General features: G+C 54.3%; 23 protein-coding genes. 19 read left to right on the plus strand and 4 right to left on the minus strand.

The features are described from left to right. Positions 1–24: 24 nt before the first annotated feature. The 4 genes from coxB to HW452_RS15600 are packed head-to-tail and all read left to right on the plus strand — an operon-like array spanning position 25 to position 6,179. A complete protein-coding gene (coxB, locus tag HW452_RS15585) occupies positions 25–1,086 on the plus strand; it encodes a cytochrome c oxidase subunit II (RefSeq protein WP_224107021.1) in 1,062 nt (353 codons plus the stop codon). Then, complete coding sequence (gene ctaD, locus HW452_RS15590; RefSeq protein WP_224107022.1) at positions 1,083–3,608, plus strand: cytochrome c oxidase subunit I; 2,526 nt, start codon at positions 1,083–1,085, stop codon at positions 3,606–3,608. The genes coxB and ctaD overlap by 4 nt, the downstream gene beginning before the upstream one ends. 14 nt (positions 3,609–3,622) lie before the next feature. Then, positions 3,623–3,982, plus strand: a complete 360-nt coding sequence (locus HW452_RS15595; protein ID WP_224107053.1) for a hypothetical protein — start codon at positions 3,623–3,625, stop codon at positions 3,980–3,982. A gap of 13 nt (positions 3,983–3,995) precedes the next feature. Then, positions 3,996–6,179: a heavy metal translocating P-type ATPase gene (locus tag HW452_RS15600; RefSeq protein ID WP_224107023.1), complete on the plus strand. Its 2,184-nt coding sequence runs from the start codon at positions 3,996–3,998 to the stop codon at positions 6,177–6,179. An 8-nt stretch (positions 6,180–6,187) separates the two neighbouring features. Here the strand turns inward: HW452_RS15600 and HW452_RS15605 are convergent, their stop codons facing one another. Next, the gene (locus tag HW452_RS15605) at positions 6,188–6,508 is read right to left on the minus strand and encodes a winged helix-turn-helix domain-containing protein (RefSeq protein ID WP_224107024.1); all 321 of its coding nucleotides are present in this window, start codon (positions 6,506–6,508) and stop codon (positions 6,188–6,190) included. A gap of 144 nt (positions 6,509–6,652) precedes the next feature. Between HW452_RS15605 and HW452_RS15610 the strand changes: the two genes are divergently transcribed. Further along, entirely contained in the window at positions 6,653–7,834 is a 1,182-nt protein-coding gene (locus HW452_RS15610; protein WP_224107025.1) for a Na/Pi symporter, read from the plus strand. Between the two features lie 4 nt (positions 7,835–7,838). Continuing rightward, the gene (locus tag HW452_RS15615; RefSeq protein WP_224107026.1) at positions 7,839–8,069 is read left to right on the plus strand and encodes a hypothetical protein; all 231 of its coding nucleotides are present in this window, start codon (positions 7,839–7,841) and stop codon (positions 8,067–8,069) included. 15 nt (positions 8,070–8,084) lie between these two features. Here the strand turns inward: HW452_RS15615 and HW452_RS15620 are convergent, their stop codons facing one another. Next, entirely contained in the window at positions 8,085–9,170 is a 1,086-nt protein-coding gene (locus tag HW452_RS15620) for a PA0069 family radical SAM protein (protein WP_224107027.1), read from the minus strand. A gap of 224 nt (positions 9,171–9,394) precedes the next feature. Here HW452_RS15620 and HW452_RS15625 point away from each other — a divergent pair, with 224 nt between their 5' ends. The 4 genes from HW452_RS15625 to HW452_RS15640 all read left to right on the plus strand — a co-directional run bounded on the left by HW452_RS15625 (position 9,395) and on the right by HW452_RS15640 (position 12,541). Further along, a complete protein-coding gene (locus HW452_RS15625; RefSeq protein WP_224107028.1) occupies positions 9,395–10,834 on the plus strand; it encodes an alkaline phosphatase in 1,440 nt (479 codons plus the stop codon). Positions 10,835–10,922: 88 nt separating this feature from the next. Next, positions 10,923–11,384 carry a hypothetical protein gene (locus HW452_RS15630; protein WP_224107029.1) on the plus strand — a complete coding sequence of 154 codons (462 nt, stop codon included), beginning with the start codon at positions 10,923–10,925 and terminating at the stop codon, positions 11,382–11,384. Positions 11,385–11,535: 151 nt separating this feature from the next. After that, positions 11,536–12,105 carry a cysteine hydrolase family protein gene (locus HW452_RS15635; RefSeq protein ID WP_224107030.1) on the plus strand — a complete coding sequence of 190 codons (570 nt, stop codon included), beginning with the start codon at positions 11,536–11,538 and terminating at the stop codon, positions 12,103–12,105. Beyond that, positions 12,098–12,541 carry a hypothetical protein gene (locus HW452_RS15640; protein ID WP_224107031.1) on the plus strand — a complete coding sequence of 148 codons (444 nt, stop codon included), beginning with the start codon at positions 12,098–12,100 and terminating at the stop codon, positions 12,539–12,541. The genes HW452_RS15635 and HW452_RS15640 overlap by 8 nt, the downstream gene beginning before the upstream one ends. Here HW452_RS15640 and HW452_RS15645 read toward each other — a convergent pair. Further along, on the minus strand, positions 12,524–12,742 hold the full coding sequence (locus tag HW452_RS15645; protein ID WP_224107032.1) for a hypothetical protein: 219 nt from the start codon (positions 12,740–12,742) through the stop codon (positions 12,524–12,526). The two genes, HW452_RS15640 and HW452_RS15645, sit on opposite strands and share 18 nt — an antisense overlap. Before the next feature lie 237 nt (positions 12,743–12,979). On the opposite strand from HW452_RS15645, the gene HW452_RS15650 reads away from it, so the two are divergent. Next, on the plus strand, positions 12,980–14,821 hold the full coding sequence (locus HW452_RS15650; protein WP_224107033.1) for an autotransporter domain-containing protein: 1,842 nt from the start codon (positions 12,980–12,982) through the stop codon (positions 14,819–14,821). Between the two features lie 89 nt (positions 14,822–14,910). On the opposite strand, the gene HW452_RS15655 is transcribed toward HW452_RS15650, so the two are convergent. Next, positions 14,911–15,870 carry a hypothetical protein gene (locus HW452_RS15655; protein WP_224107034.1) on the minus strand — a complete coding sequence of 320 codons (960 nt, stop codon included), beginning with the start codon at positions 15,868–15,870 and terminating at the stop codon, positions 14,911–14,913. On the opposite strand from HW452_RS15655, the gene HW452_RS15660 reads away from it, so the two are divergent. From HW452_RS15660 to HW452_RS15695, 8 genes are all read left to right on the plus strand, one after another. Then, the gene (locus HW452_RS15660; protein WP_224107035.1) at positions 15,869–16,471 is read left to right on the plus strand and encodes a GNAT family N-acetyltransferase; all 603 of its coding nucleotides are present in this window, start codon (positions 15,869–15,871) and stop codon (positions 16,469–16,471) included. The two genes, HW452_RS15655 and HW452_RS15660, sit on opposite strands and share 2 nt — an antisense overlap. A gap of 333 nt (positions 16,472–16,804) precedes the next feature. Beyond that, positions 16,805–17,980: a 50S ribosome-binding GTPase gene (locus HW452_RS15665; protein WP_224107036.1), complete on the plus strand. Its 1,176-nt coding sequence runs from the start codon at positions 16,805–16,807 to the stop codon at positions 17,978–17,980. A 176-nt stretch (positions 17,981–18,156) separates the two neighbouring features. After that, positions 18,157–19,014: an ion channel gene (locus tag HW452_RS15670; protein WP_224107037.1), complete on the plus strand. Its 858-nt coding sequence runs from the start codon at positions 18,157–18,159 to the stop codon at positions 19,012–19,014. Positions 19,015–19,150: 136 nt separating this feature from the next. Further along, on the plus strand, positions 19,151–19,918 hold the full coding sequence (locus tag HW452_RS15675; protein WP_224107038.1) for a hypothetical protein: 768 nt from the start codon (positions 19,151–19,153) through the stop codon (positions 19,916–19,918). 165 nt (positions 19,919–20,083) lie between these two features. Continuing rightward, positions 20,084–20,368, plus strand: a complete 285-nt coding sequence (locus HW452_RS15680; protein WP_224107039.1) for a hypothetical protein — start codon at positions 20,084–20,086, stop codon at positions 20,366–20,368. Between the two features lie 344 nt (positions 20,369–20,712). Next, entirely contained in the window at positions 20,713–20,964 is a 252-nt protein-coding gene (locus HW452_RS15685) for a hypothetical protein (protein ID WP_224107040.1), read from the plus strand. Between the two features lie 468 nt (positions 20,965–21,432). Next, positions 21,433–21,579 carry a hypothetical protein gene (locus HW452_RS15690; protein WP_224107041.1) on the plus strand — a complete coding sequence of 49 codons (147 nt, stop codon included), beginning with the start codon at positions 21,433–21,435 and terminating at the stop codon, positions 21,577–21,579. 729 nt (positions 21,580–22,308) lie between these two features. Beyond that, the gene (locus HW452_RS15695; protein WP_224107042.1) at positions 22,309–22,602 is read left to right on the plus strand and encodes a GNAT family N-acetyltransferase; all 294 of its coding nucleotides are present in this window, start codon (positions 22,309–22,311) and stop codon (positions 22,600–22,602) included. Positions 22,603–22,824: the final 222 nt, after the last annotated feature.

A 22,824-nucleotide genomic window follows, 5' to 3' on the forward strand; every position in this document is an offset into this window, starting at 1 on the left:
GTGGGCAGAAAAAGGAATAAAAGTATGAGGGAACGCTTTCTAGATCACGCCGCCTTGCCCTGTATTCAACGTGCTGCGCTGCGGCGGGTCAACCGGTTAATGGTGATTCTTGTCGTGTTGGGGCTTGCCGGTTGTGCCGGTGATAGATCCATTCTAGACCCTGCCGGACAAGCTGCACGTGATGTGGTGCTCATCTGGTGGGTCATGCTCACGTTTGCCACGGTGGTATTCATCGCGGTCATTTCCCTTTGGCTCTATGCATTCAAGCGCAAGTATCGCGAGCGTACACTGCAGCAGGAGCGCAGGATCGCCCGCCGCTGGGTCATCGGTGGCGGTATTTTACTGCCCGTGTTCAGCGTCAGCGCCTTGCTCATGTTCGGCGTCCCGGCAGGCAAGCGCATGCTGCCGCTGCCGATTGGCCAGCCGGTGGAAGTCATCGAAGTCATCGGCCATCAATGGTGGTGGGAGGTTCGTTACCCAGGCGCGCAAGGGGGCGAGGTCGTGACGTCCAATCAGCTCGTACTGCCTGCCGGCGAGCCGGTCGATTTTCACGTCACGTCCGCCGATGTTATCCACGCCTTCTGGATCCCGAGGCTAGGGGGCAAGATCGACATGCTGCCGGGACGGGTCAACGTGATCCGCCTTGAAGCCGATGAGCCGGGCGTCTATGGCGCCCAATGCGCCGAGTTCTGTGGCGCGCAGCATACCCACATGGATCTTCATGTAGAGGCGCTCGAGCGCGAGGCGTACGAGGCGTGGCTTGAAGACCGCCAGAGCGAACGCCTGGCCGAGCTTGCCCTGGCAGGCGATGACTTTACCCAGGCGCGTGAAACGTTCGCCTCGAACTGTGCCGTGTGCCACAGCGTGGCCGGTCTTTCATCGGCCACTATCGGGCCGGATCTTTCCGATATCGGCGCGCGCCCTATGCTGGGAGCTGGCGTACTGCCCATGGAAGAGGGGGCTATTCAGTACTGGCTCGAAAATCACCAAACGCTTAAGCCGAGTAACAAGATGCCGTCACACGACTATATGGACACTGCCACCTTGGAGTCCCTGGGTGCCTGGCTGGAGAGCCTGACCCCATGACCACCATCAACCGCGAAGTCACACCCCAGGACCCCCAGGACCTGCACAACGATCTGCATGAAGTATGGGGTAACCCGCGCGGCCTGAAAGCGCTGACCATCGTGAACCACACCACGCTTGGTCTGCGTTTCATGGTGACCGGCGTTGCCTTTTTCCTGGTCGGCGGCATATTGGCCATGCTGATTCGTACGCAGATTGCCACGCCCGACCAGAACTTCATGACCCCGGAAATCTACAGCCAGGTCACCACCATGCACGGCACGGTGATGATGTTCCTGTTCGCCATCCCCATCCTGGAAGGGCTGGCGATCTACATGATCCCCAAGATGATTGGCGCTCGTGATCTGGTCTGCCCGCGACTGACCGCACTGGGCTACTGGTGCTATCTGTTCGGCGGCATCATCTTGTGTTTCAGCATGGTTCTCGAGATGGCGCCGGACAGCGGCTGGTTCATGTACACGCCGCTTAGCAGCAGCGAGTACTCACCAGGCCTGGGCTCTGACTTCTGGCTGCTGGGCATCACCTTCGTCGAGATTTCCGCGCTTTCGGCGGGTGTCGAGCTGATCGTCTCGATTCTGCGCACCCGCACCGAAGGCATGGCGCTGCACAAGATGCCTATCTTTGCCTGGTACATTCTGGCCATGGCACTGATGATTGTGGTGGGTTTCCCGCCCTTGATCCTGGGCAGTATCCTGCTCGAGCTTGAACGAGCGGTCGGCATGCCGTTCTTCGATGTGGCAGGCGGGGGCGACCCGCTGCTCTGGCAGCACCTGTTCTGGCTTTTTGGCCATCCCGAGGTCTACATCATCTTCCTGCCGGCGGCCGGCGTCGTCTCGACACTGATTCCGGTATTCGCCGGGCGCCCTCTGGTGGGGTATGGCTGGGTCGTCTTTGCCGTTGCCGTCATGGGTTTCATCAGCTTCGGGCTGTGGGTTCACCACATGTTTACCGTGGGCATACCGCAGCTGGCCCAGGCGTTCTTCTCGGCGGCCAGCATGCTGGTCGCCATCCCCACGGCCATTCAGATCTTCGTCTGGCTGGCGACGCTGTGGCTTGGTAAGCCCAGGTTCCAGCTGCCCATGCTATGGATCGTCGGCTTTCTGGTGATCTTTGTCTGCGGCGGCCTCACCGGGGTGATGCTGGCGTTGGTGCCGTTCAACTGGCAGGTGCACGATACGCACTTCGTCGTGGCGCACATGCACTACGTACTGGTCGGCGGCATGCTCTTTCCGCTGATGGCCGGCATCTACTACTGGCTGCCGCTCTTCTCCGGGCGTATGCCCTCGGAAACCATCGGCAAGTGGGGATTCTGGCTGGTGTTCGTCGGGTTCAATGCGACTTTCCTGATCATGCACTGGACAGGGCTTCTGGGCATGCCGCGGCGAGTCTACACCTACGATACCGGGTTTGGCTGGGATATCTTCAACCTGCTCTCGTCGATAGGCAGCTTTGTCATGTCGGCCGGCTTTGCCATGGTGATCATCGATATTGCGCTGCATTTCCGCTACGGCAAGCCAGCCAAGCACAACCCCTGGAAGGCCGATACGCTGGAGTGGGCAAACTCCATGCCGCCCAGCGCCTACAACTTTGTCAGCCTGCCAGCTATCGAGACGCGCCATCCGCTATGGGATAACCCGGATCTGCCCCGCACGATGCGCGAAGGCAAGCATGGCCTGCCCACCATCAGCAATGGTCGCCGGGAGATGTGGGGTACCGACCCGCTGACAGGCAAGCTACGCGAAATCATCCACCTGCCGGGCAACTCCTGGTGGCCGCTCTTTGCTGCCCTGGCGCTCGCCGTGGTGTGTATCAGCCTGCTGCTGCGCTGGTACCCGGTGGCCGGGGTCGGGGTAGTGATTGCCTTCGGTTTCATACTGCGCTGGTCGTGGGAAAATGGTGCCCACCCCGCCGCCGCGCCGGATGCGAGAGTGAAGGCTGGCGATCCGCCGCTGCATTCGCGCACCATGGATGGCCCGGGCCTCTGGGCCATGACCACTGCCATGATCGCCAACGGCTCCTTCTTTCTGTCGTACCTGTTCGGCTGGTTCTACCTCTGGACCGTATCGCCCGAGTGGCGTATGCCCGATGAGTCGCCGCTGTCACTGGTCGGACTTTGCGTGGCGGGCGTGGCAGCCATTCTGGGGGCAGGCCTGCTGGAAAAGGCGATTCGCGGCCTGCGCGAAAAGAATGACAAGGGCTTGGCGGCCAACTTGTACGGGGCTGCGCTGCTGGGCGCTGTTCAGTTCGGGCTGGTGCTATGGGTATTGCTGAATGCCAATCTGGCCGTCACCCAAACCACGCACGATGCCGTTATCATGGTTGGCCTTGCCTATGCACTGCTGCATAGCGGGCTGGGGGCCGTGATGGCATTGCTGCAGGGTATGCGAGTCGGTTACCGGTTTGTTGGCGCCCATGCGCCTTTCGAACCCTTGGTGGTGACTTACTTCTGGCGCTATAGCGTACTGGTGTTCTGGATGCTGGTCGGAGCACTGGCCATCTTGCCCAGAGTGATAGGGAGCTAGCGACCGTGAAAGCAATGACTCAACGAATGACTCAACGCCTGCATCTTACTCACCCCGGTCACTTTGTAGGCGGTCTGATTCTCTGGAGTATCTGGTTTGTAGCGGCTTACGGCGGGCTCTCGGTGGCCTGTGCCGTGGTGCCGCCTGATGCTGCCCGGGGAGCCTTCACGCCAATCAACGCTTCGCTGCTGCTGATGAGTCTGCTTACCGTGGTACTGATTGCGGCACTGGCCTGGGGCTGCTTCAGAGAAGCCAGGCTGCACCGGGCGCGGCGGCATTTCAATGCCAAGCTATCGGCATGGCTGTACCTGTTTTCGGCCCTGGCCGTTGTGTTCGTCTCTACGCCGATGGTGGGCTTGCCACCGTGTCTTTGAGCGAATTGTCTGAATGAAGGGTTCGGCGGGATCGGTGGGCAACAGCGACGAAGCACTTTATACCCTCCATGGCATGTGGTGCACCAGTTGCGCGCTGGCCGTGGAGGGCGTCGTCGCCCACCGCCCAGGGGTCGAGAGCATCAGCGTTCATTACCCCACCGCTACGCTCTGGATCAAGGGCGCGGCGCCCGCCATCACGCTTGACATCCTTGCCCCCCAGATCAAGCGCCTGGGGTATCGGTTGACCGCGCTTGAACCCAGCAGCGACGCCCATGCGCGCCTCGAACAGGAGAGCCGTTACTTGAGCCTGCGCCTGCTGGTAGGGTCGGTATTCGGCATGTGGACCATGCTCGCTTCCATCTTGATCTACGCCGGCGCCTTGCCCAACCCGACGGTGGAGTGGGTAGTGGCCTGGGTATCCGGGGCGTTTGCCGTCCCGGTGATCACCTTTGCCGGCTGGCCGTTCTATCGTGCAGGCCTTCGCACGCTGCGCGCCAAGCGCCCCGGCATGGATGTACTGGTGACGCTGGGCGTCTGGTCAGCGGTCGTGGTATCTCTGGGGCTTCTATGGCGCGGCTCGGCACAGGTGTACTTCGACACCGCCGTCATGCTGATCGTGCTTCTGCTAGGTGGGCGGCTGGTAGAAACGCTATGCCGCCATCGCGGGTTGAAGGCGCTGGATATCCTGCCCGAGCCCAGAGAGGAGATCCTGGCCTGGCAGGATAAGCAGTGGCTGGCTACGCCGCTGGCTGATGTCGCACCGGGCGCTCGGGTAATGCTGGGCGCAGGCGAGCTTATCGCGCTGGACGGTGTTCTGGAAAGCGCGGCCTGGGTGGATACCGCCTCGCTGACCGGTGAGAGCGTGCCGCGTCACTTCCCCAAGGGAGAGCCGGTGTATGCCGGCTGTCGGCTTCTGGGGAGTGAAGATGCCCCCATGACCGTTACCCACGCCATGGGCCAGCGACGCCTGGACCGTCTGCGTAACCAGATGCGTCATTACCAAGCCCAGAAGGGCGAGCTGCACAAGCTGGCCGACCGCTTCGCTGCCTGGTTAAGCCCGGTGGCGCTACTGCTGGGCGTGGCCGCCTTGCCGGTAGGGCTGCTGCTCGGTCTCGGGGTGGAGGAGGCGGCGGTTCGAGCGCTCTCGGTACTGGTGGTTGCCTGCCCCTGCGCCGTGGGGCTTGCGGTGCCGCTGGCAAGCCTTGCAGGCAGCGGCCGTATGCTGAGCCAGGGCATTGCCCTGCGCGACCCGGCTGCGCTTGAAACGCTTGCCAAGGTAACATCCATCGCGGTGGACAAAACCGGAACCCTGACCCGTGGCGAGCCCACGCTAGTCAGCTGGGAGTGCCGCGAGGGCATTTCTGAGTCACTACTAAAAGCCAGGCTTCATCAGGTTGTCACCAGCAGCCAGCACCCATTGGCGCAAGCGCTCAAGCGCTGGGCAGATGGAAGCGAGGCGTCTGTGCCAAGTGCACAGGTAATCAATGAGGTGCCGGGGCAGGGTGTGCAGCTGGAACTGGCAGGGCAGGGGCGCTTCTGGTTGGGCAGCCGGCGGTTTCTAACCAGCCAGGGCGTTGCGCTTGGTGAGATAAGCCCCGATACGCCACATCAGGCAGCCTCTGAAGTGCTTCTGGCCGACGAGCAGGGCTGGCTGGGCAGTTTCTATCTTGAGGATATGCCCTACGCGGATGCTGCCTCGTGCATTGCGCAGCTGCGGGCCGACTACTGGGTCATCATGCTGAGCGGCGACCGCCCAAGTGCGGTAGACGCCATGGCCAGTCAGCTGGGAATGGCGAACGACGTCTGTTTTGCCGAGCGCTCGCCGGAGGCCAAGGCGCGGCTGGTTCAGGGGTTGCCCGCACCGACGCTGTTTGTAGGAGATGGCGTCAACGATACGCTGAGCCTGGCCGCGGCGGATGTGGGGGTGGCGCCCTTCAATGCAAGCGACGCCGCCCGGGAAGGAGCGGCAGCGTACCTGCTCAAGCCCGGCCTTGCCAGTCTGGTAGAGGGGCTTTCTAGCGCGCGGGCCACCCGCCGTGTCATGGTCCAGAACCTGACGCTTTCTGCTGTGTACAACACGCTGGCGCTGGGGCTTGTCATCGTCATGGCCATTCCACCGCTGGTGGCTGTACTGGCCATGGTAGCAAGCTCATTGAGCGTGACGCTCAATGCCGCGCGGCTTGCCTGGCGCGAATGATGCTCGATCTAGCTGGCCACTGGAGCCAGCGGTGGGTAGCCCAGCGCTTCGGCCAGTAATGCTGCCTGCGTTGCCACCCAGGTCGGGTCGATCGGCCCCCAACTGACGATTCGGTATGCACCGCTGTTGTGGCGCTCGCCCTGGGCAGGTTGAAACTGGCATTCGATATCAAGCTCCGCCAGAGAGGTGATGGTGTCCTGCGCCGTGCGCCGCGGCATGCCGGAGGTGCTCATCAGCGCCGGCACGCTGGCTACACCTGAGTCGATCAGGTAGGCAACGTACAGGCGGCGGTAGAAACTGGATTTTGTCTTGCTCAAGGTGTCGGTCATGAAAAAGCTTCTCCTCGTTTTATCAATGCCTTGACCGGTTGGCGACGCATTGGTTTTGTTTTGCCATACACTGGTCACGGTTGTGTCACTTGGGGTTGCCATGCTGGCAAGTGGGTAGTTCCTACTTCCAAGAGGGTATGGCAAATGACCGATACGACCAACAGCGCCGGGCGGGACACGTTCTCCCGACATGGCGCGGAGACACAGCGTAAAGGAAAGCTCAGGCATTGGCTGACGCTTGCCTTGCTGGTGTATTGCCTGATTTGTGCGGTATCCATCGTGGGCGATGGCTTCCAGTTGGCTACTGGCGACTACGCCGAGCAATTGTTCGCCTTTGCCGTCAACCCGTTCGTGGGCCTGATGATCGGCATCACTGCCACCGCCTTGATTCAATCCTCCTCCACCGTGACCTCGGTCATTGTCGGCATGGTGGCGGGCGGGCTGCCCGTCGGCCTGGCAGTGCCCATGATCATGGGGGCGAACGTGGGGACCACGGTGACCAATACGCTGGTAAGTCTTGGGCACGTCAAGAACAAGGATGAGTTTCGCCGCGCCTTTGCCGCCGCCACGGTGCATGACTTCTTCAATCTGCTGGCGGTAGTGATTCTACTCCCCCTTGAAATTCTGTTCAGCCCCCTGGAGCGTCTGGCCGAGCGTATCGCCGTTATCTTTTATGGCGATTCCGATCTTTCCATGGACAATGTCAATCTCATTGGCCAGGCGACGCAGCCGATCACCGAGACCATCGCGCGCGCGCTTTCCAGCCTGCCGGAGGCAGCAGGCGGTATTGCCATGATCATCATTGGCGTGGCGCTGATATTTCTGGCCATTCGCTATATCGGCATGCTCTTGAAGACACTGATGGTCGGACGCGCCAGACAGATCATGCTCAACGCGATTGGTCGAGGCCCGGTGACCGGCGTCATTTCCGGGGCGTTGGTGACGATGCTGGTGCAATCGTCATCGACTACTACCAGCCTGATGGTTCCCATGGCTGGCTCCGGCGCGTTCACCCTGCGCCAGATCTATCCGTTCACGATCGGCAGCAATCTGGGCACCACCATGACGGCATTGCTGGCAGCCACCGCGGTCACGGGATCGACGGCCTTGCTGGCGCTGGAAATCGCGCTGGTGCATCTGCTGTTCAATCTATTCGCCGTGCTGATCATCGGCGGCTTGCCATTTTTACGTCTGCTTCCCGTGAAAGGTGCCCAGTGGTTGGGCAGGACAGGGGCCGAGCGCAAGACCCTGGCCGCCGGATGGGTGCTGGGCGTATTTATCGCACTACCCGTTTCGTTAATTGCCGTGACCGTCGTTGCAGGATAACGCCATGAGTATTGAACAGAACATTCACACCACGTCGACCGCAGAACTGAAGGCGATGTTGAACGATTCGGTCGAGATCATCGACGAAATCAGAGCCGAGCTCGATGCACGGGAAGCCCAAGCCCAGGAACTTGAAAAGATGGACTCGCTGGTCATCGAGGCGCGTCCCAGGCTTCAAGAAATACGCGGCTTTTTCGCGCTGGTGCTCGACGAGCTACGCGCGCGCCGCCGTTAAGCGCTGAAAGCGTGGTCAATCGAACAGGTCGCCCTGAGCGTGGGGCGGCCTGAAATCGCGGGTGTTGAGCCCCTGTTCGGTGCGCGACTGGAAATTCCACTGGCGGCTGGCACGAGCAAAACGCTGAGCAATCAGGTCGGCAAACACGCCCTCGCCGCGAAAGCGAGTGCCGAACTTGGCATCGTAAGCTTTGCCGCCACGGCACTGGCGCATCAAGCTCATCACCTTGGCCGCGCGTTCGGGGTAGTGAGTTTCAAGCCATGCTTCAAACAGTGGCGCCACCTCATGGGGCAGGCGCAGCAGCATCCAGGTGGCGGTTCGTGCGCCTGCCCGGCTGGCGGCCTCCAGCAGCCGCTCGATCTCATGGTCGGTCAGGCCGGGGATGACTGGCGAAATCAGCGTACCTACCGGAATACCAGCCGTGTTCAGCTCCTTGATCACTTTCAAGCGTGCCTGGGGCGAAGCTGCTCTGGGCTCCAGGGTACGCTTGAGGTTCGCATCCAGGCTGGTCAGGCTCACGAATACGCGCACCAGACGGTGTTCGGCCATCTCCGCGAGCAGCGGTAAATCGCGCAGTACCAGCGTACTTTTGGTCACGATAGTGACCGGATGGCGGCAGGCCAGCAGCAGTTCGAGCAAACGGCGGGTTAACTGCCGCCTGGCTTCCAGAGGCTGGTAGCAATCGGTATTGCCAGAAAGATTGATAGGCCGACAGACGTAGCCCGGCTTGCAGAACTCCTCGCTCAAGCGTTCCACCAACCCGTTACGGGCAATCAGCCGGGTTTCAAAATCGAGTCCTGGCGAGAGGTCCCAGTAGGCATGAGAAGGGCGCGCAAAGCAGTAGACACAGCCGTGTTCACAACCACGGTAAGGATTCAGCGAACGATCGAATGGAAGGTCTGGTGAGGTATTCCAGGAAAGCGCACTTTTGCTGTTTTCTTCGCGCACTTCGGTGGCAAGCGTGGCAGAGGCCTCCTCCCGCCACCAGCCGTCGTCTTCGTCAACGCTATGGGTAGGCGAAAACCGGTTGGCCGGATCATAGGTCGCCCCACGGCCTTTATAGATGCGTGCCTCTTGATGCGGTTTGCCAAGAGAAGCCATCAGCCTGCCTCTATCTCAGGATATGTTTATTTATACAGTATAGGCGATGTGACTATGCATGCAAACGCATACGCCTCGTAGCAGCGCTTGCCTATTGTCTGGGAAAGCCGCCACCAGGTGATGGGTAAAAATGCCTAACTCTATCAGCATTCACGAAAATGACATTTTTACTCGCTAGGCTTATTCAAACATCGAATTAGTTAAATTTAGCCTGAGGGGCAGGAATGAAGAATTTCAAGCGGAACGCACTTGCATTGGCGCTGGCGTCGGTCATGGTAACACCGGTAGTTGCGCAGGAAGAGGCGGCTAAAAACGTCATCCTGATGATAACCGACGGTACGGGCATCGAGACATTTCGTGCCGCGAGCTACTTCCGCCACGGTGCGCTGGGCCATGAAATCTATGACGAATTCGACGTGCAGCTGTTCATGGCAACTCATCCTTTGAATACCTCCAACACGCCCACTCATAGTGATGATGGCACGGTCACGTTCGAGGCGGCCGAGCTTTGGAATGACGAAGCGGTGGACACCGTCTACGAGGGTAGCCTTGGCAACTACAAGGGGTACTTTGCCGGCTACGACTACGCTCGCACCGATTACACCGACAGCGCCGCGGCAGCCACCGCGCTGTCCACAGGGCAGAAGACGTACAACAACGCCATCAACTGGTCCAACGAGGACGAGGCGCTCAAGCATATCGGCGAATACACCGTCGAGAGCGGCCGGGCACTGGGCGTCGTCTCTTCCGTACAGATTTCCCACGCCACACCAGCCGGTTTCCTGGCCCATAACGTAAGCCGCAACGATTACAGTGCCATTGGCCGCGAAATCGTCGATTCCGGCCTTGCCACCGTGGCCATCGGTACCGGCCACCCTTATTACGATGCGGCAGGGGAACGTGTCGACAACCCCGGCGAAAGCGACTTTCGTTTTATCGGCGGTGAAGAGACCTACCAGCGCTTGATGAACGGTGAAACGGATTACGCGTTTATCGAAAGCAAGGAAGACTTCGAAGCCCTGGCTGCCGGCGACATCGATCTACCCAAGGAGAAGATGCTGGGTCTGGTACAGAACATTCAGACCCTTCAGTACAACCGCCCTGGCGTCACCGGTGGCAACTTCCTGGATACATCGCCAAGCCTTGCCACCCTGACCGGCGCTGCCCTGAATGTACTCAACGCCAGCGAAAACGGTAGCGAGAATGGCTTTTTCCTGATGGTTGAAGGCGGCGCCGTCGACTGGGCCGCTCACGCCAACAACCTGCCGCGTATCATCGAAGAACAGATCGACTTCAACGAAGCAGTCGAAGCCGCCGTCGAGTGGGTAGAAAACAACAGTTCCTGGGACGATACGCTGATCATCGTCACCACCGACCACGGCAACGGCCTGCTGCAAGGCCCTGATTCCGATGTCAATGCCTACAGCCCCATCGTCAATCAGGGCGCCGGCGCGCTACCGCTGGTACGCTGGCACTCCGACACCCACACACGCGAGCTGGTGCCGCTGTATGCCCATGGCGCAGGCGCTGAATTCTTCTTTGACATCGCGCAGCAAGAAGATGGCCTTGCCCGTTACGAAGTGGACGAAGACAGCCACTACTGGGTCGATAATACCGACGTGTTCCGCGCAGGTCTGAACGCCTTCGGTATCGATGAAGAGTAAATATTCAGGTAGTCGAATGCCATCAGAGCCGCCTAAGGGCGGCTCTATTCCGTTAGCCGCTTTTACTTCCACCCCGAAAGAGTCAGATATGAAGTCTCGCGTTTTTTCCTGCGTGCTCCTGTTGGCCGCACTGATAACCACCCCCGTTCTGGCACTCAATGCAGAACGTGCGCCCACCGCAAGCGGCCACGCTTACGCCGAACCTTACAAGGCTGTACGCAAGAATGGTGTCCTGCATGTCGAAGTGCGCTTTGTGACCGACTACGCCGGTTACTCCGGCGAGCTCATTTATGAGGATATCCCCTTGGAGCGTATTGATGGGCTTATCTACGCGGAGTTTGGTGATCAGTCGTTCTCGCTGCTGCGTGAAGATGGTGATGTCGTCGCTCCGGATAACCTGCATCTCGGTTTCAACTACGATCCTTCAAGAAACCCGCGCGTCGGTTCCTGGAAAGCCGATTTCGTAGCTCCCATGCATGATATCAACGAAGTCACGATCTTCATGCCCAACGTGGCGCCCATTGGTCCTATCAAGATTCGGGATCGTTAGCCAGCCTCGTTGGTTCAATCTGGCGTCATCGACAATAGAAAGGCCTCTTTATCGCCCTGGTAAAACAACCAGGGCTCTGTTGTATCTAGAACCGATATTTGGTTTATGCTGGCGTTCTAATGTAGCCGACGAAAGAGGCCTTGAGCTAGCCATGAATGAGCAACCCGTTGCTCTGCTGATCATCGATATGCAGCGAGGAATGAGCGATCCTGCCATCGGCGAGCGTAATAACCCCGATGCCGAGACTAATATTCAGCGCCTGCTTGCCAAATGGCGTGAAACCGGCTGGCCGGTCGTGCATGTTCGCCATATCTCCCGCACGCCCGGCTCGCCGTTCTGGCCCGGGCAGCCGGGCGCGGAGTTTCAGCCAGCGCTGGCCCCGCTGGTTAACGAGCATGTGGTCGAAAAGAACGTGCCTTGCGCGTTTACCCAGACAGGATTGGAACGCTGGCTGCACGTCCGTGGCATCAAGCGGCTGGTTATCGTCGGTGTCAGCACCAGCAACTCGGTGGAAGCCACCGTGCGCACCTCGGGCAATCTAGGGTTTGACACTCAGGTCGTCGCAGATGCCACCTTTACCTTCGCCAAGCAGGATCATGCCGGGGTCTATCGCTCGGCGGATGAAGTACACGCCATGTCGCTGGCGAATCTGGAAGGGGAGTATGCACGTATCCTGTATGTTGAGCATGTTCTGAATGAGGTCGCTTTAACCCATGATTGAGCTGGCACTGGCAAGTATCTCGATATTTGGCCTTGGCGACTGGATGTGCGTATCACGCCTTGAGTACGGAGATGGTATGCAGGAAACCATTGAAACGCGAGTCACCACTTATCATGACTTGAGCTTTGAAGAGGTACAAACATTAAGCTATCAGATGGCATCGGATAATACAGTATCCAAGCTCAAGGTGTTCGTTTCGGGTTACAAGGAAGTTATCGGTAGCGCTTTCATTGCTCATCCTCAGGAAGTCGCCATGACTGTTGAGCTAGATGAGAGAGACATGTTCACACCGGAGTTTCTGAATATGGCCGAGGCGTTCTTTCTGGAAACCTCGCAACTGATCGAGGTGGTGGATCTGAATGCAGATACCATGACTCTACGTTTACAAAAGACTGGAAAGGAAACCACCTGCCAAGCATCAAGCGGAGGCGCGTAAGCTATCTGAAACCTTATAAAAATAAGCTTTAAAACCCTTTTTATCAGGCTGGGCGGCGTTAACGGTAGGTAAAACCGTGGGGCCAGCCGTACTGTTGCTTTCACCGCTTAATTGCCGAGTCGCCACGCCCAGCTCACGAGCAATACTCTTGAGCTCGCTGGCCATGGACTTGAGCTGTTCGGGTGAGGCAAAGCGCATCATGGCCTTGAGCGACTCTACCTATCGACCTGATCTAGGCTATGTTTAGCTAACATTATGGCCGCTGCGGAAACCCTGCACGAGCCCATCGATGTGACAACCGAATGGTTCACGGTGCTTTTCATTGTCGTAAATACGACGCTGTGCCATACACATATGGCTCGTTCAGCGTCATCGGCGCTGGAATTCGGCCGGACATACTCATCGACACACAACAATAGCTACCAAGGGATTGATGTCATGCTAACGTCACATTACCGGTGCCTGGCACTCGGAGTCCTCTTCGGAGTCGGCGCTTTGCCGTTTCCGGCACTGGCAGAGGCCACCTTCTCAGATACCTTCGAGGATACCGTCTTCTTCGGCGACAGCCTGACCGATAGCGGCTACTACCGTGCCGCCATCGAGCAACTGTTACCTATTGCGCCCGGTCAACTCGACTTCATCGGCCGCTTCACCGACAACCCAGGGCCGGTGTGGGCCGAGCACGTTGCCGCGCGCTACGGCAGCAACGCCGCGCCCGCCACCGCCGGGGGCAACAACTACGCCGCGGGCGGGGCGCGGGTAGCGGCGTCATCGAGCAGCCTGTTCGGCTTGGCGCCCTCGGTGAGCGATCAGCTGGCGAGCTATCTGGCCGCCACCGGCGGGGTGGCCGATAGTAACGCGCTCTACGCCGTCTGGGGCGGCGCCAACGATCTGTTTACCGTGAGCGGCGGAGACGATGCCGCAAGCGTGATCGGCAGCACGGCTTTCGCCACCGCCGAGGTGGTCGGTGCGCTCGAAAGTGCCGGTGCCCGCCATGTGCTGCTCTTCAACGTGCCTGATCTGGGCCTGACGCCGCGCTTCAACGACGACCCCGCCTCCAGCGCTGGCGCCACCGCGCTCGCCCGGCAGTACAACGAAACGCTTTATACCGCCGTGGCGGCAAGCGGCTTTGATGTAATTCCGGTCGATACCTTTGGGCTCTTGCAGGAGGTGGCCGCCGCCCCCGGCGACTACGGGTTTACCAACGTGGTCGAGCCCGCCTGCACGCAGCCGCTGCCGCTTTGTAATCAGGCAACGCTGGTCGCGCCCGATGCCGGTGACACCTACCTGTTCGCCGACGAGATTCACCCCACCAGCGCGACCCATCGCATCATCGGCGAGGTCGCCGCGTCGATGATCGAGGGGCCGCAGCTTCAGCAGCTGGCGACCCACTCGGCGCTGCTGGGCGGGCGAACCCGCGCCAACCGGGTCGCGGAACACCTGAACGGGGCCGCGCTTGAAAACGGCCTGCGCTGGTGGGGCGATCTGCGCGCCGAGCGCCAAAAGCTCGGATCAGGCGATCTTCTGGACGCCAACACGCCGGCGGGGCTTCTTGGCGTGGACTGGTATAGGGACGGCGTCGTGCTGGGCGGGTTCGTCGGCTACGGCGATCAGGATGGCGATTTCGGCGGTGGCCGGGGCGATTTCAAGCGCCGTGATACGACGCTGGGGCTCTTTTCCGGCTGGTACAGCGACAGCGCCTGGCTCAACGCCCAACTGAGCTACAGCTGGCTCGATGTCGACGTTGATCGCGAGATTCAATTGGGCAGCACTACTCGCCGCCACAGCGGGTCGGCGGACGGCCAGAATCTGACCGCCGCGCTCAACGCAGGCTTCGAATTCGGCGCGTTCTCGACGCCCGCGGGCGAGATGCGCACCGGCCCGGTAGCGGGTTTGACCTGGCAGCGCGTCGAGCTCGACGGCTACCGTGAGGCGGGCGCGTCTTCTACCGCGCTTGGCTACCCCGACCGCGATGTCGAGTCGCTGGTGGGGCGCCTTGGCTGGCAGGTTCGGCGCGAGGGGCCGGGTATCAATCCCTACCTGCAGCTGAGCTACAACCGCGAGTTCGAGCGTGAGCAGGGCGGCCGCGCGTCGCTTTCGAGCGTGCCGCAACTGGGTGACTACCGCGTTCCCAAGCTTGACCTGGATCGCGACTACGTCGAACTCGATGCCGGCGTACGCGCCACGCTTGGCGGCGTCGATGCTCAAATTGGCGCCAATGTCGACGTCGACGATGCGCGTAGCAGCGCGCTGTTTCTGAGTCTGGGCAAGCGCTTCTGACACATCGAGTGATCACAGTAGGGCGAGTGTGAAATAAAGACGCCCCGCCGGGTAGCTCCCGGCGGGGCGTCTTTCAACCAGAGTGATCGCTAAGCTTCTACATTGATAGTGGCAGTGGCAGTGGCTGAGCTGACAACGCTGGTAGCCCCTGGCAACATCTGGCCCAGCGAAGAATAAAGCGCATTGGACGTTGCCTGAGCCAGCGAGCGGTCAAGCCTGGCCATATCTTCCTCGGCCTTCTTGAGCTCTCGGCGTGCCTCTTTATCCTCTTCACGCAGACGTATTTTCAGTTCATTGATGGCTTCCTGCAGTTCTTTTTTAGCATCAATCAGAATGCCGCACAGGGCGTGTTCGCTGGCGCTGACTGTCGGTGAGCGGTTGTCATCGCGTTGTGAAACATTCGCGAACGCCAAGGCTTCACCTGCCACTTTTTCACTAGCATCATCCGAATTCAGGCTTTGTTCTTGTTCTTGTTCTTGTTCTTGTTCTTGCTCTTGCTCTTTCAGCTCGTCGTCCATCTCGGCCGAGATCGCGGCTTCCGCGCTGGCAAGCGCGGTATCAGCCCCCTGAGCGTTCGAATCTGGCCCTTCACTTTGCACACTGTCTGCAGAAGATACCTCTGAAACATTATGGGCAGGTTGCATGGCGTTAACGGTAGGCGACACCGTGGGGCTGGCAGAGCTGGTGCCCCCACCGCTTAATTGCCGAGCCGCCACGCCTAACTCTCGCGCAATACTTTTAAGCTCGCTGGCCATGGATTTAAGCTGTTCGGGTGAGGCAAAACGCATCATGGCTTTAAGCGATTCTAACCGCAGCTTTAAAAATCCCACTTTTTGCGCAGCGTTCTGCATCGCAGACTCTTTGGGGCTGGGCAGCGATGCCAGCGCTTCAAACGCTTCTTTCTGTTTCTTGAGCCGTTTAGTCTGAGGGTCGTCCGTGTTGGGGGCGGCAACCGACAAGGGTTGGCCTGTTACCCGCGCCGCGCTAGGCCCGGCTGAAGGCTCACGGCGAGTATTGATCATCATCAGGTTGGAAAATCCGATTTTCATGGCCAATCCCTCATTTTTATTAATAGAACCTATCGACTATTCCGATGATAACTTTAGCAAGATCACCGCTAATCGTTTTTTCCACTGCCAGAGAGCTGGCCTGCGCGCCGCAGCCGCCGATGGCGAGTTGTGGAATCTACGCGTCACACCGGTGCCTTCACCTGAGAAAACAAGCGCCTTTATTGAAACCGCCTTGAAAGGCCGTGAAGCAGGCCACCGTTTTGCGTTTGCCGTTATTGATGAGGCCAGCGGTACCGTGCTGGGTACGACGAGCCATCACGACATCTTGCCTGAGGTAAAACGGTTGGAAATCGGCCACACCTGGTATGCCAAACGCGCGCAACGTACCCCTATCAATACCACCTGCAAGCTGCTGCTGTTAACGCATGCGTTCGATACGTTGGGTTGTAACGTGGTGGGCTGGCGCACCGACAACTTCAACTACGCAAGCCAACGTGCCATTGAGCGTTTGGGCGCTAAAAAGGATGATGTCATACGCGGGCACAAACTACGCCGTGATGGCACCATTCGTGACACGGTGATGTATAGCCTGGGCATGGGGAGTGGCCAGAAGTCTGCGCGCATCTTGACGATTTGTTAAGCAGGCCACGTAGCTAATCAATAAGGCTTTGGCTCGATTTCACACATGGAGATAGCCCGCTGCTCGTAGCCCCAATCACATGTGCTTCAGGTCAGGCAAAGCGAGAAAGCACGCGAATTTTGGATATGCAGCCAAAATTTGCTTTGCTAGCAATAGGATCAATGAGATAGTTTTGATCTAGGCGACTAGATAACCTCAATGAACGCGCCAGCACGTTCATTGAGGTTATGCAGCCGGGCACCTAATCACTGTTAGCGAGAGCAACCACAGAGCGTTCGATAATTTATAAGAAATAATTCTAACGCTTAACTAAAATGATGCGGAGAAAAAGAAATGAGCGATTATAGGGATTTCCTTGGCGACAGCTACAACGAGGAAAGCGGCGAATTTTATCATAACAAAGCGAAAGATAAGGCCGTAAATGAAAAAGAACGATGCAATATCATTATTTCTGGTGCCAGCGGTGTAGGTAAAAGCACTTTGATTAATGCTATTTTTGGCGATGAAGTTGTTAAAGCCGGGGCAGGAAAGCCTGTCACTCAGCACCTTGAAAAGGTTGCCATACCTGAAAAAGGTATTTGCCTTTGGGACACTAAGGGCATAGAGGCTAAAAACTATCAAGACACAATGTCATCACTGGAAAATGAATTCAGACAAGCCATTGATAACGCCAATGACGACTGCGATATTCCTCATATTGGCTGGGTTTGCATTAAAGCCAGCAGTGATCGAGTGGAAGATCGCGATCTCACTTTGATTGGCCTTCTCGCGAAACGTAATATTCCCGCTATCATAGTTTTTACCCGTGTTACAGGTAAGGCCGAGAGAGAATTTGTTGAAGAAGCGAAGCTTATCATTGACAAAGAATATAAAAATTTTGTGCGCGGAGCTTATGTTTCCGTCAATTCCGTCCCCTATGAAATTGATGAAGATTTTGTGGTAAAGGTTAAAGGTCTTGAATCCCTGATCGAGGTCACCGAGGCGCGATTTCCTGAAGGTAAGAAATCGGCAAAAAATGCCTTTCTTAAAGCTCAGCGCTTAAAAATAGAAAAGCGCCTTGCCGCGATGAAAGAGGGAGCCAGAAAAGTGGTTCACTTTGCTTCCGCCGCAGCGGGAACAGCTGGGGCTTCACCGATTCCTGGGTCTGATGCACCTATTATTGCGGCAATACAAAGTACTATGATTTATAAAATTAATACTGAGTTCGAACTAGATGCGGATAATTCAAAAATGACATCGGTTTTAACCGGCATCATGGGTATTACCGCGCTGGCACAAGTGGGGAAAACCGTAGTGTCTAATGCCTTGAAATTCATTCCCGGTGCAGGCACCCTGATCGGCGGCGCAATTTCTGCCACCACAGCGATTGCTATCACGGAAGCAGTCGGCCATGCCTATATTGCTGTATTGGAAAAGTTCTTCGACATAGAAACAGGAGAAGTCGTTTTACCAGAGAACTCTGCTCGAATTCTATCCGTATTCAAAGATGTATTCAGCTACAAAGTGTAATTTTCCAGCATAAAGAACTTTCGACTGATTTAGACTCAGCTCGACTTTTGTAACAGTTGAACTGAGTCATTGTTAACAAGTTGTTGTACGCGGATAAATTACTCACCACGCTCTTGATTTTCCGATGGGCAAGGTGTTAGCCAACCAATCAAATGGTCGTCATTCTGGGAAAGTGCATGTCAGCAAACATCTTTAAAATCGAAGGTCAGCGGGTTGACTCTCAGGATGAGTTCGCTCGCCTTGAGGAAGAAAACTCCTGGCGTGATCTTCTTTATTATCCAGAGAGCTTTCAGAGTGCCAACCGTCACCCTATAGTTTTTTCCGAAAAGGTTTTCGAACGCATTTCATTCAAAGACACTGATTTTCGAAACATTCGCTTTCTTCGCTGTCAGTTCAAACAATGCTTATTTGCTGGCGCATCTTTTTCGGATTGTGAGTTCATTGATTGTCGATTCTTTGAGACAAATACATCGAAATTGCGTGTAACACGCTGTTTGCTTGACCCAAAGGATTTTAAAAATAACTTTGATTTGATTGATGACACAAATATAGCAATTGGCCTCTATCAATCGCTATACAAAAATGCATCAGACGAGCACCAGCCAGATCATTCGATTGAAAGCCTTTATCAGATGGAAAGAGCAAAGCATGCACACTTAGACTCACAAAAGAAGCGTAATGTGATTACGAGGCGGGAATATTTAAAAGGGAAAATTCGGCATTGGATGTATGACTTTGTTACTGGATATGGTCTTCGGCCTTTACGAGTTGTGCGGCTACTATTTATAGTTGTTGGGCTTTTCTCCACTCTTAATTTTCTATTCGATAGCCTTATTTTTGGTGAGAATGGTAGTCTTTCTTTTGTTGATTCTATTTATTTTACTGTCGTCGCAATCACAACCTTAGGGTTTGGCGATATAGTTCCTATTACAACTGCAGGAAGAGTTTTTGTTACTTTTCAAGCTCTTCTAGGATTTGTTGCTATGTCGCTATTTTTGTCTGCCATAGTGAATATCGCCCTGAGGTCACGCTAATATGTTTTCAATAGTTGAGTTTGGCTCATCCGTTAGAGGCAGCAACGATAAACATAGCGATAAGGATCTCCTAATCGTTTGCAGCAGGAGTTCACATAGGGTGTTGCGGAGGCGCTACGAGGCTAATGGCTATAGCGTGAGCGCTTTAACTCCCGGTCAGCTTATTGCTATGCAAAGGCGAGGCTCGCTATTCGTGCAGCATCTAAAAAATGAGTCACGGATACTATTTGACTATCAGAATATTTTCCAGGATTGGCTCAACGATTGCCAATTAGTTAAGCCGAATGTAGGTGATGTTACAACCTGCGCAGAGTCTATTATATTCTTTAGTTCTTGGCCTAGTGATTATCGTCTTAATGGCTGGAAAGCTGATGTTTTGTACTGCGTAACCAGAGACTTTTTAATTAAAAGTTTAGCTATGAGTTCGAAACTAGTTTTTGGAATTGAGGATATTGAGTGTGCCTTGCAAGAAACAAATATTTACCCACGCTTCGATGTGGATTCGTTAAGACGATTTCGTGAGATTAAATCAGCGTACAGGTCAGGAAGAATGCAGCCTGATATTTCATTTGAATCAGTTGATTCTGATGTGAGTAACGTAGTTAATGGAATTGGCTTGTCACAGAGAAAAGATGGAATAGGTTCAATGGAGTCTTTTATGATTAATCTCTCTACTAGACAGTTTAATTCGGCATATGAAAAATTGCGTAGCTTGGAAGCCGCCTACCTAATAGCTCGGTCGAACGGAATGTATCATCCAAAGCATATGTCTTTGATGAAGTTTATAAAGTCACCTAACGCATACGGATCATCACAGGTTAGGAGTCAAAAAACATTAGGGGGCTATATGGATGATGTCCTAGCTATATTGGCTAACAAAGCAATGCACGCGACAAGCGCGTGATTGCGGCGTTATGTGGCTCAGTCAGTAGACACAAAAGAAAGCATCAAATAAAAGAGAATATATGGATAGGTTTCTTGTAAATATGGCAGTTGTTAGGGTCAATTGGGATAAGAAAGGCTCTGATATTCTAGATAATTATATCCCTTTGGTTAATGAAACACTGGTATGATGACCGCTGATGTTTTCTCTGTTGATGAATTCAAGGAAAAATTTATTGAAATTGCAGAGTTTAAAATACCGACTGGCGCGGTACTTAGTTTGCTAAAAAGAGCTACCAATAAATATCAATTATTGGAGAAGCAGCCTCACGGAATATATAAAATCCAAAGAGATCGTGTTAAGAGTTCCAACTTCTCTACTTTGCGTGATGCTGAACAACGAAGGTACAATGGTTTAGTTCAGAAATTTGTTAATTACTGTAAAAGTCAACATTTCGTTGATTTAGAGTAAGAAATCGCTTCAACATACTTCTTTGAAGTATTATATGATATTGCTCTGTTACTATTTGCCAACCTAAGCGAAGCTGAAAAGATTAAGGCTGCACACTCAGACAAAAACAAATTTTTAGTTTCAAAATTTGTGTCTTACTCAAATAAGTATGATCAGAAATCATTTGAATCAATCCTCTCATTTGTTCGTAGAGAAATGCTGGCAGAAACATTTTATTACTCTCAAAATGCTACTGATATTACAAATAAGCCATTAAAAAAGTAGTTGTTTATTTAGATGCTCAGTTTTTAGTAAGGGTTCTCGGCTTCTCTCAGAAAGAGCTATGCATTCCATGTGAAGAATTAATGGAAATGCTAAAGGATATGGGTGTATATACCCGTTGTTTTAGGAATACCCTTGATGAATTGCATGGCATATTCTTTGCTGCGCTAAATAAAATTGACCAGTATGGTCGACTAAGCCCAAATAGGCCAAGCGATGTTTTCGACTATATTAATCACAATTCAATAACTCCGTCTGACTTGCTTATTATAATGAATAGTTTAGAAGAAAAGCTAAATGAAAAAGGGGTATTTGTTGAAGAAAACCTGAAATAATTGAAGCATTTTCATTAGATGAAAACACTTTATCTGAAAAGCTTGCTAGCGTGTTCGAACACCAGTCGGAGAAAGCACGAGCGCATGATATTGCTTGCTTACAGGCAATTTCCAGCTAAGAGAGGGAAGAAAGCAAGACTATCTCGATAGATGTAAAGCGATTTTTATAACAACAAATGCACAGTTACCTAGAATGTCAACCTTTTTTTAATGAAGAATACGGGCACTCCAATGCACCGGTATGCATGGGGGACCACGTATTCTCGTCTTTGGTTTGGATGAAATCTGTCAAAAAAACAGCCGACCTTCCTAAAGACAGGTTAGTTGCCAACTGCTATTCAGCACTTCTACCTTCAGATTCATTGTGGTCAGATTATATTAGCGAAGTAAACCGACTCAAAGAAAAGGAAAATAAACGAACATGATTATCACGTATTGATCCATAGCATGGCAGCGAGAGACCAGCTAATGGATCAAGCGTTTTCATCAGATGACAATATGTTTGGCTCCGTAACCACAATTTTAGAGAAAGCAAAAAAGATATATACAGAAAAGTTGGGCGCTAGGCTGGAAGATGCTGAAAAAAGTAGCATATCAGACTATGAAAATAGATAAAGTTATTGATACAGTTTCTCTTGTTGTTGAACGTACATTTCTGGTTTCGACTATAGGGTTATGGGTATGGTTACTGAGCTACGCTCTAATGTACACAAACCCTGATTCTATTAGTGATATTTGGAACTTTAATTTTAAGTCAATAATGCTTTTAGCATTGATTGGGGTTACTATATTGAATCTAATGTTTGGCTTTAAATTAATAGACTTTTGCAAATCGTTAGCAAGTAGAGTTGCCCAGAAGATAGCCGTAAAAATTCGTCATTTTATAGATAACACGTAACAATCGGCTACACTGAACAAATTTCCGCTTTCATCTTATGTGTAAAAAGCCGCCATCAAAAATTTTCTTAGTGAGCCGGGCGTTAGGCCTGCTAGGGGGGGATCGATGACTATCAATCATAAGAGCAAATGCGCTGACTGCACAGCTGGTAGACCCTCTGATGCCTGTGTCGAGATCGGTCAGGACGTGCATATCAATGGAGGCCCTGCAGGTGACACTGATAATTCCTTCATGCAGTGCCAAAACTGCGGCTCAGTTTTAGTGCGTATTCGGGATCGTGGCGGGCTTGGCGGCAATGGCACCTTCTATCAGGTCCTCACGCGTGGTCTCTACTAGGCGCAGCCCTAACAATTCATTAAAGCCGACGCCGCTTCGCAGTGCGGCTTAACTCAGGTGTTATGCCATGTTTACATTAAGTTCCAGTAATCGATTTTGATGGTATCAAAATGCAAATTGCCAGATTGATAGCAGTGGAGAGTGATCACGATTTCATCTGGAGCGCTTTTTCAAACGCCTACCAAGAAGTAGTCGAGTGCCAGTTTGACGCTTGGGAAGGTAAGCTTCAAAAGTCAGTTTTTGACGAAAAATGGCACCAAGGTGGTTTTGAAGTCTTACAGCTAAACGGCACATCTGTAGGTGCAGTTTGGGTAACAAGCGAAGGGGGGTTTCTTCAGCTGCGAGAGATATTTCTTGCTCCTGAATATCAAAGGCGGGGGATTGGATCGCAAGTTGTGCGTTAGGAATTGGAAAAGGCACAAGCGGTAGGCATGTCTTTGCGGCTTCGGTCTTGAAGCAGAACCGTGCCATTGTGTTATACGAACGGCTGGGTTTTACAAGATGTGGTGAGACACAAGATCAGTACTGGATGGAAGCTATCTAGCTAGCACTTGCAGCCTTTGCGAGATCAAAGCTACCTATTCAAAAAAGTCCCGGCTATTTATTCAGCCAGGACGTTTGCTCAC

The organism is Vreelandella aquamarina, from assembly GCF_020075495.1.
In the GTDB taxonomy this organism is placed as follows: Bacteria; Pseudomonadota; Gammaproteobacteria; order Pseudomonadales; family Halomonadaceae; genus Vreelandella; species Vreelandella aquamarina_A.

Coding starts and splice junctions, on each gene's coding strand:
- HW452_RS15615 (WP_224107026.1), top strand. CDS start 7,839: ATGAGTATTGAACAGAACATTCACACCACGTCGACCGCAGAACTGAAG.
- HW452_RS15605 (WP_224107024.1), bottom strand. CDS start 6,508: ATGACCGACACCTTGAGCAAGACAAAATCCAGTTTCTACCGCCGCCTG.
- coxB (WP_224107021.1), top strand. CDS start 25: ATGAGGGAACGCTTTCTAGATCACGCCGCCTTGCCCTGTATTCAACGT.
- HW452_RS15635 (WP_224107030.1), top strand. CDS start 11,536: ATGAATGAGCAACCCGTTGCTCTGCTGATCATCGATATGCAGCGAGGA.
- HW452_RS15625 (WP_224107028.1), top strand. CDS start 9,395: ATGAAGAATTTCAAGCGGAACGCACTTGCATTGGCGCTGGCGTCGGTC.
- HW452_RS15630 (WP_224107029.1), top strand. CDS start 10,923: ATGAAGTCTCGCGTTTTTTCCTGCGTGCTCCTGTTGGCCGCACTGATA.
- HW452_RS15670 (WP_224107037.1), top strand. CDS start 18,157: ATGTCAGCAAACATCTTTAAAATCGAAGGTCAGCGGGTTGACTCTCAG.
- HW452_RS15650 (WP_224107033.1), top strand. CDS start 12,980: ATGCTAACGTCACATTACCGGTGCCTGGCACTCGGAGTCCTCTTCGGA.
- HW452_RS15680 (WP_224107039.1), top strand. CDS start 20,084: ATGATGACCGCTGATGTTTTCTCTGTTGATGAATTCAAGGAAAAATTT.
- ctaD (WP_224107022.1), top strand. CDS start 1,083: ATGACCACCATCAACCGCGAAGTCACACCCCAGGACCCCCAGGACCTG.
- HW452_RS15600 (WP_224107023.1), top strand. CDS start 3,996: ATGAAGGGTTCGGCGGGATCGGTGGGCAACAGCGACGAAGCACTTTAT.
- HW452_RS15595 (WP_224107053.1), top strand. CDS start 3,623: ATGACTCAACGAATGACTCAACGCCTGCATCTTACTCACCCCGGTCAC.
- HW452_RS15620 (WP_224107027.1), bottom strand. CDS start 9,170: ATGGCTTCTCTTGGCAAACCGCATCAAGAGGCACGCATCTATAAAGGC.
- HW452_RS15655 (WP_224107034.1), bottom strand. CDS start 15,870: ATGAAAATCGGATTTTCCAACCTGATGATGATCAATACTCGCCGTGAG.
- HW452_RS15665 (WP_224107036.1), top strand. CDS start 16,805: ATGAGCGATTATAGGGATTTCCTTGGCGACAGCTACAACGAGGAAAGC.
- HW452_RS15640 (WP_224107031.1), top strand. CDS start 12,098: ATGATTGAGCTGGCACTGGCAAGTATCTCGATATTTGGCCTTGGCGAC.
- HW452_RS15610 (WP_224107025.1), top strand. CDS start 6,653: ATGACCGATACGACCAACAGCGCCGGGCGGGACACGTTCTCCCGACAT.
- HW452_RS15690 (WP_224107041.1), top strand. CDS start 21,433: ATGGATCAAGCGTTTTCATCAGATGACAATATGTTTGGCTCCGTAACC.
- HW452_RS15645 (WP_224107032.1), bottom strand. CDS start 12,742: ATGATGCGCTTTGCCTCACCCGAACAGCTCAAGTCCATGGCCAGCGAG.
- HW452_RS15685 (WP_224107040.1), top strand. CDS start 20,713: ATGGAAATGCTAAAGGATATGGGTGTATATACCCGTTGTTTTAGGAAT.
- HW452_RS15695 (WP_224107042.1), top strand. CDS start 22,309: ATGCAAATTGCCAGATTGATAGCAGTGGAGAGTGATCACGATTTCATC.
- HW452_RS15660 (WP_224107035.1), top strand. CDS start 15,869: ATGGCCAATCCCTCATTTTTATTAATAGAACCTATCGACTATTCCGAT.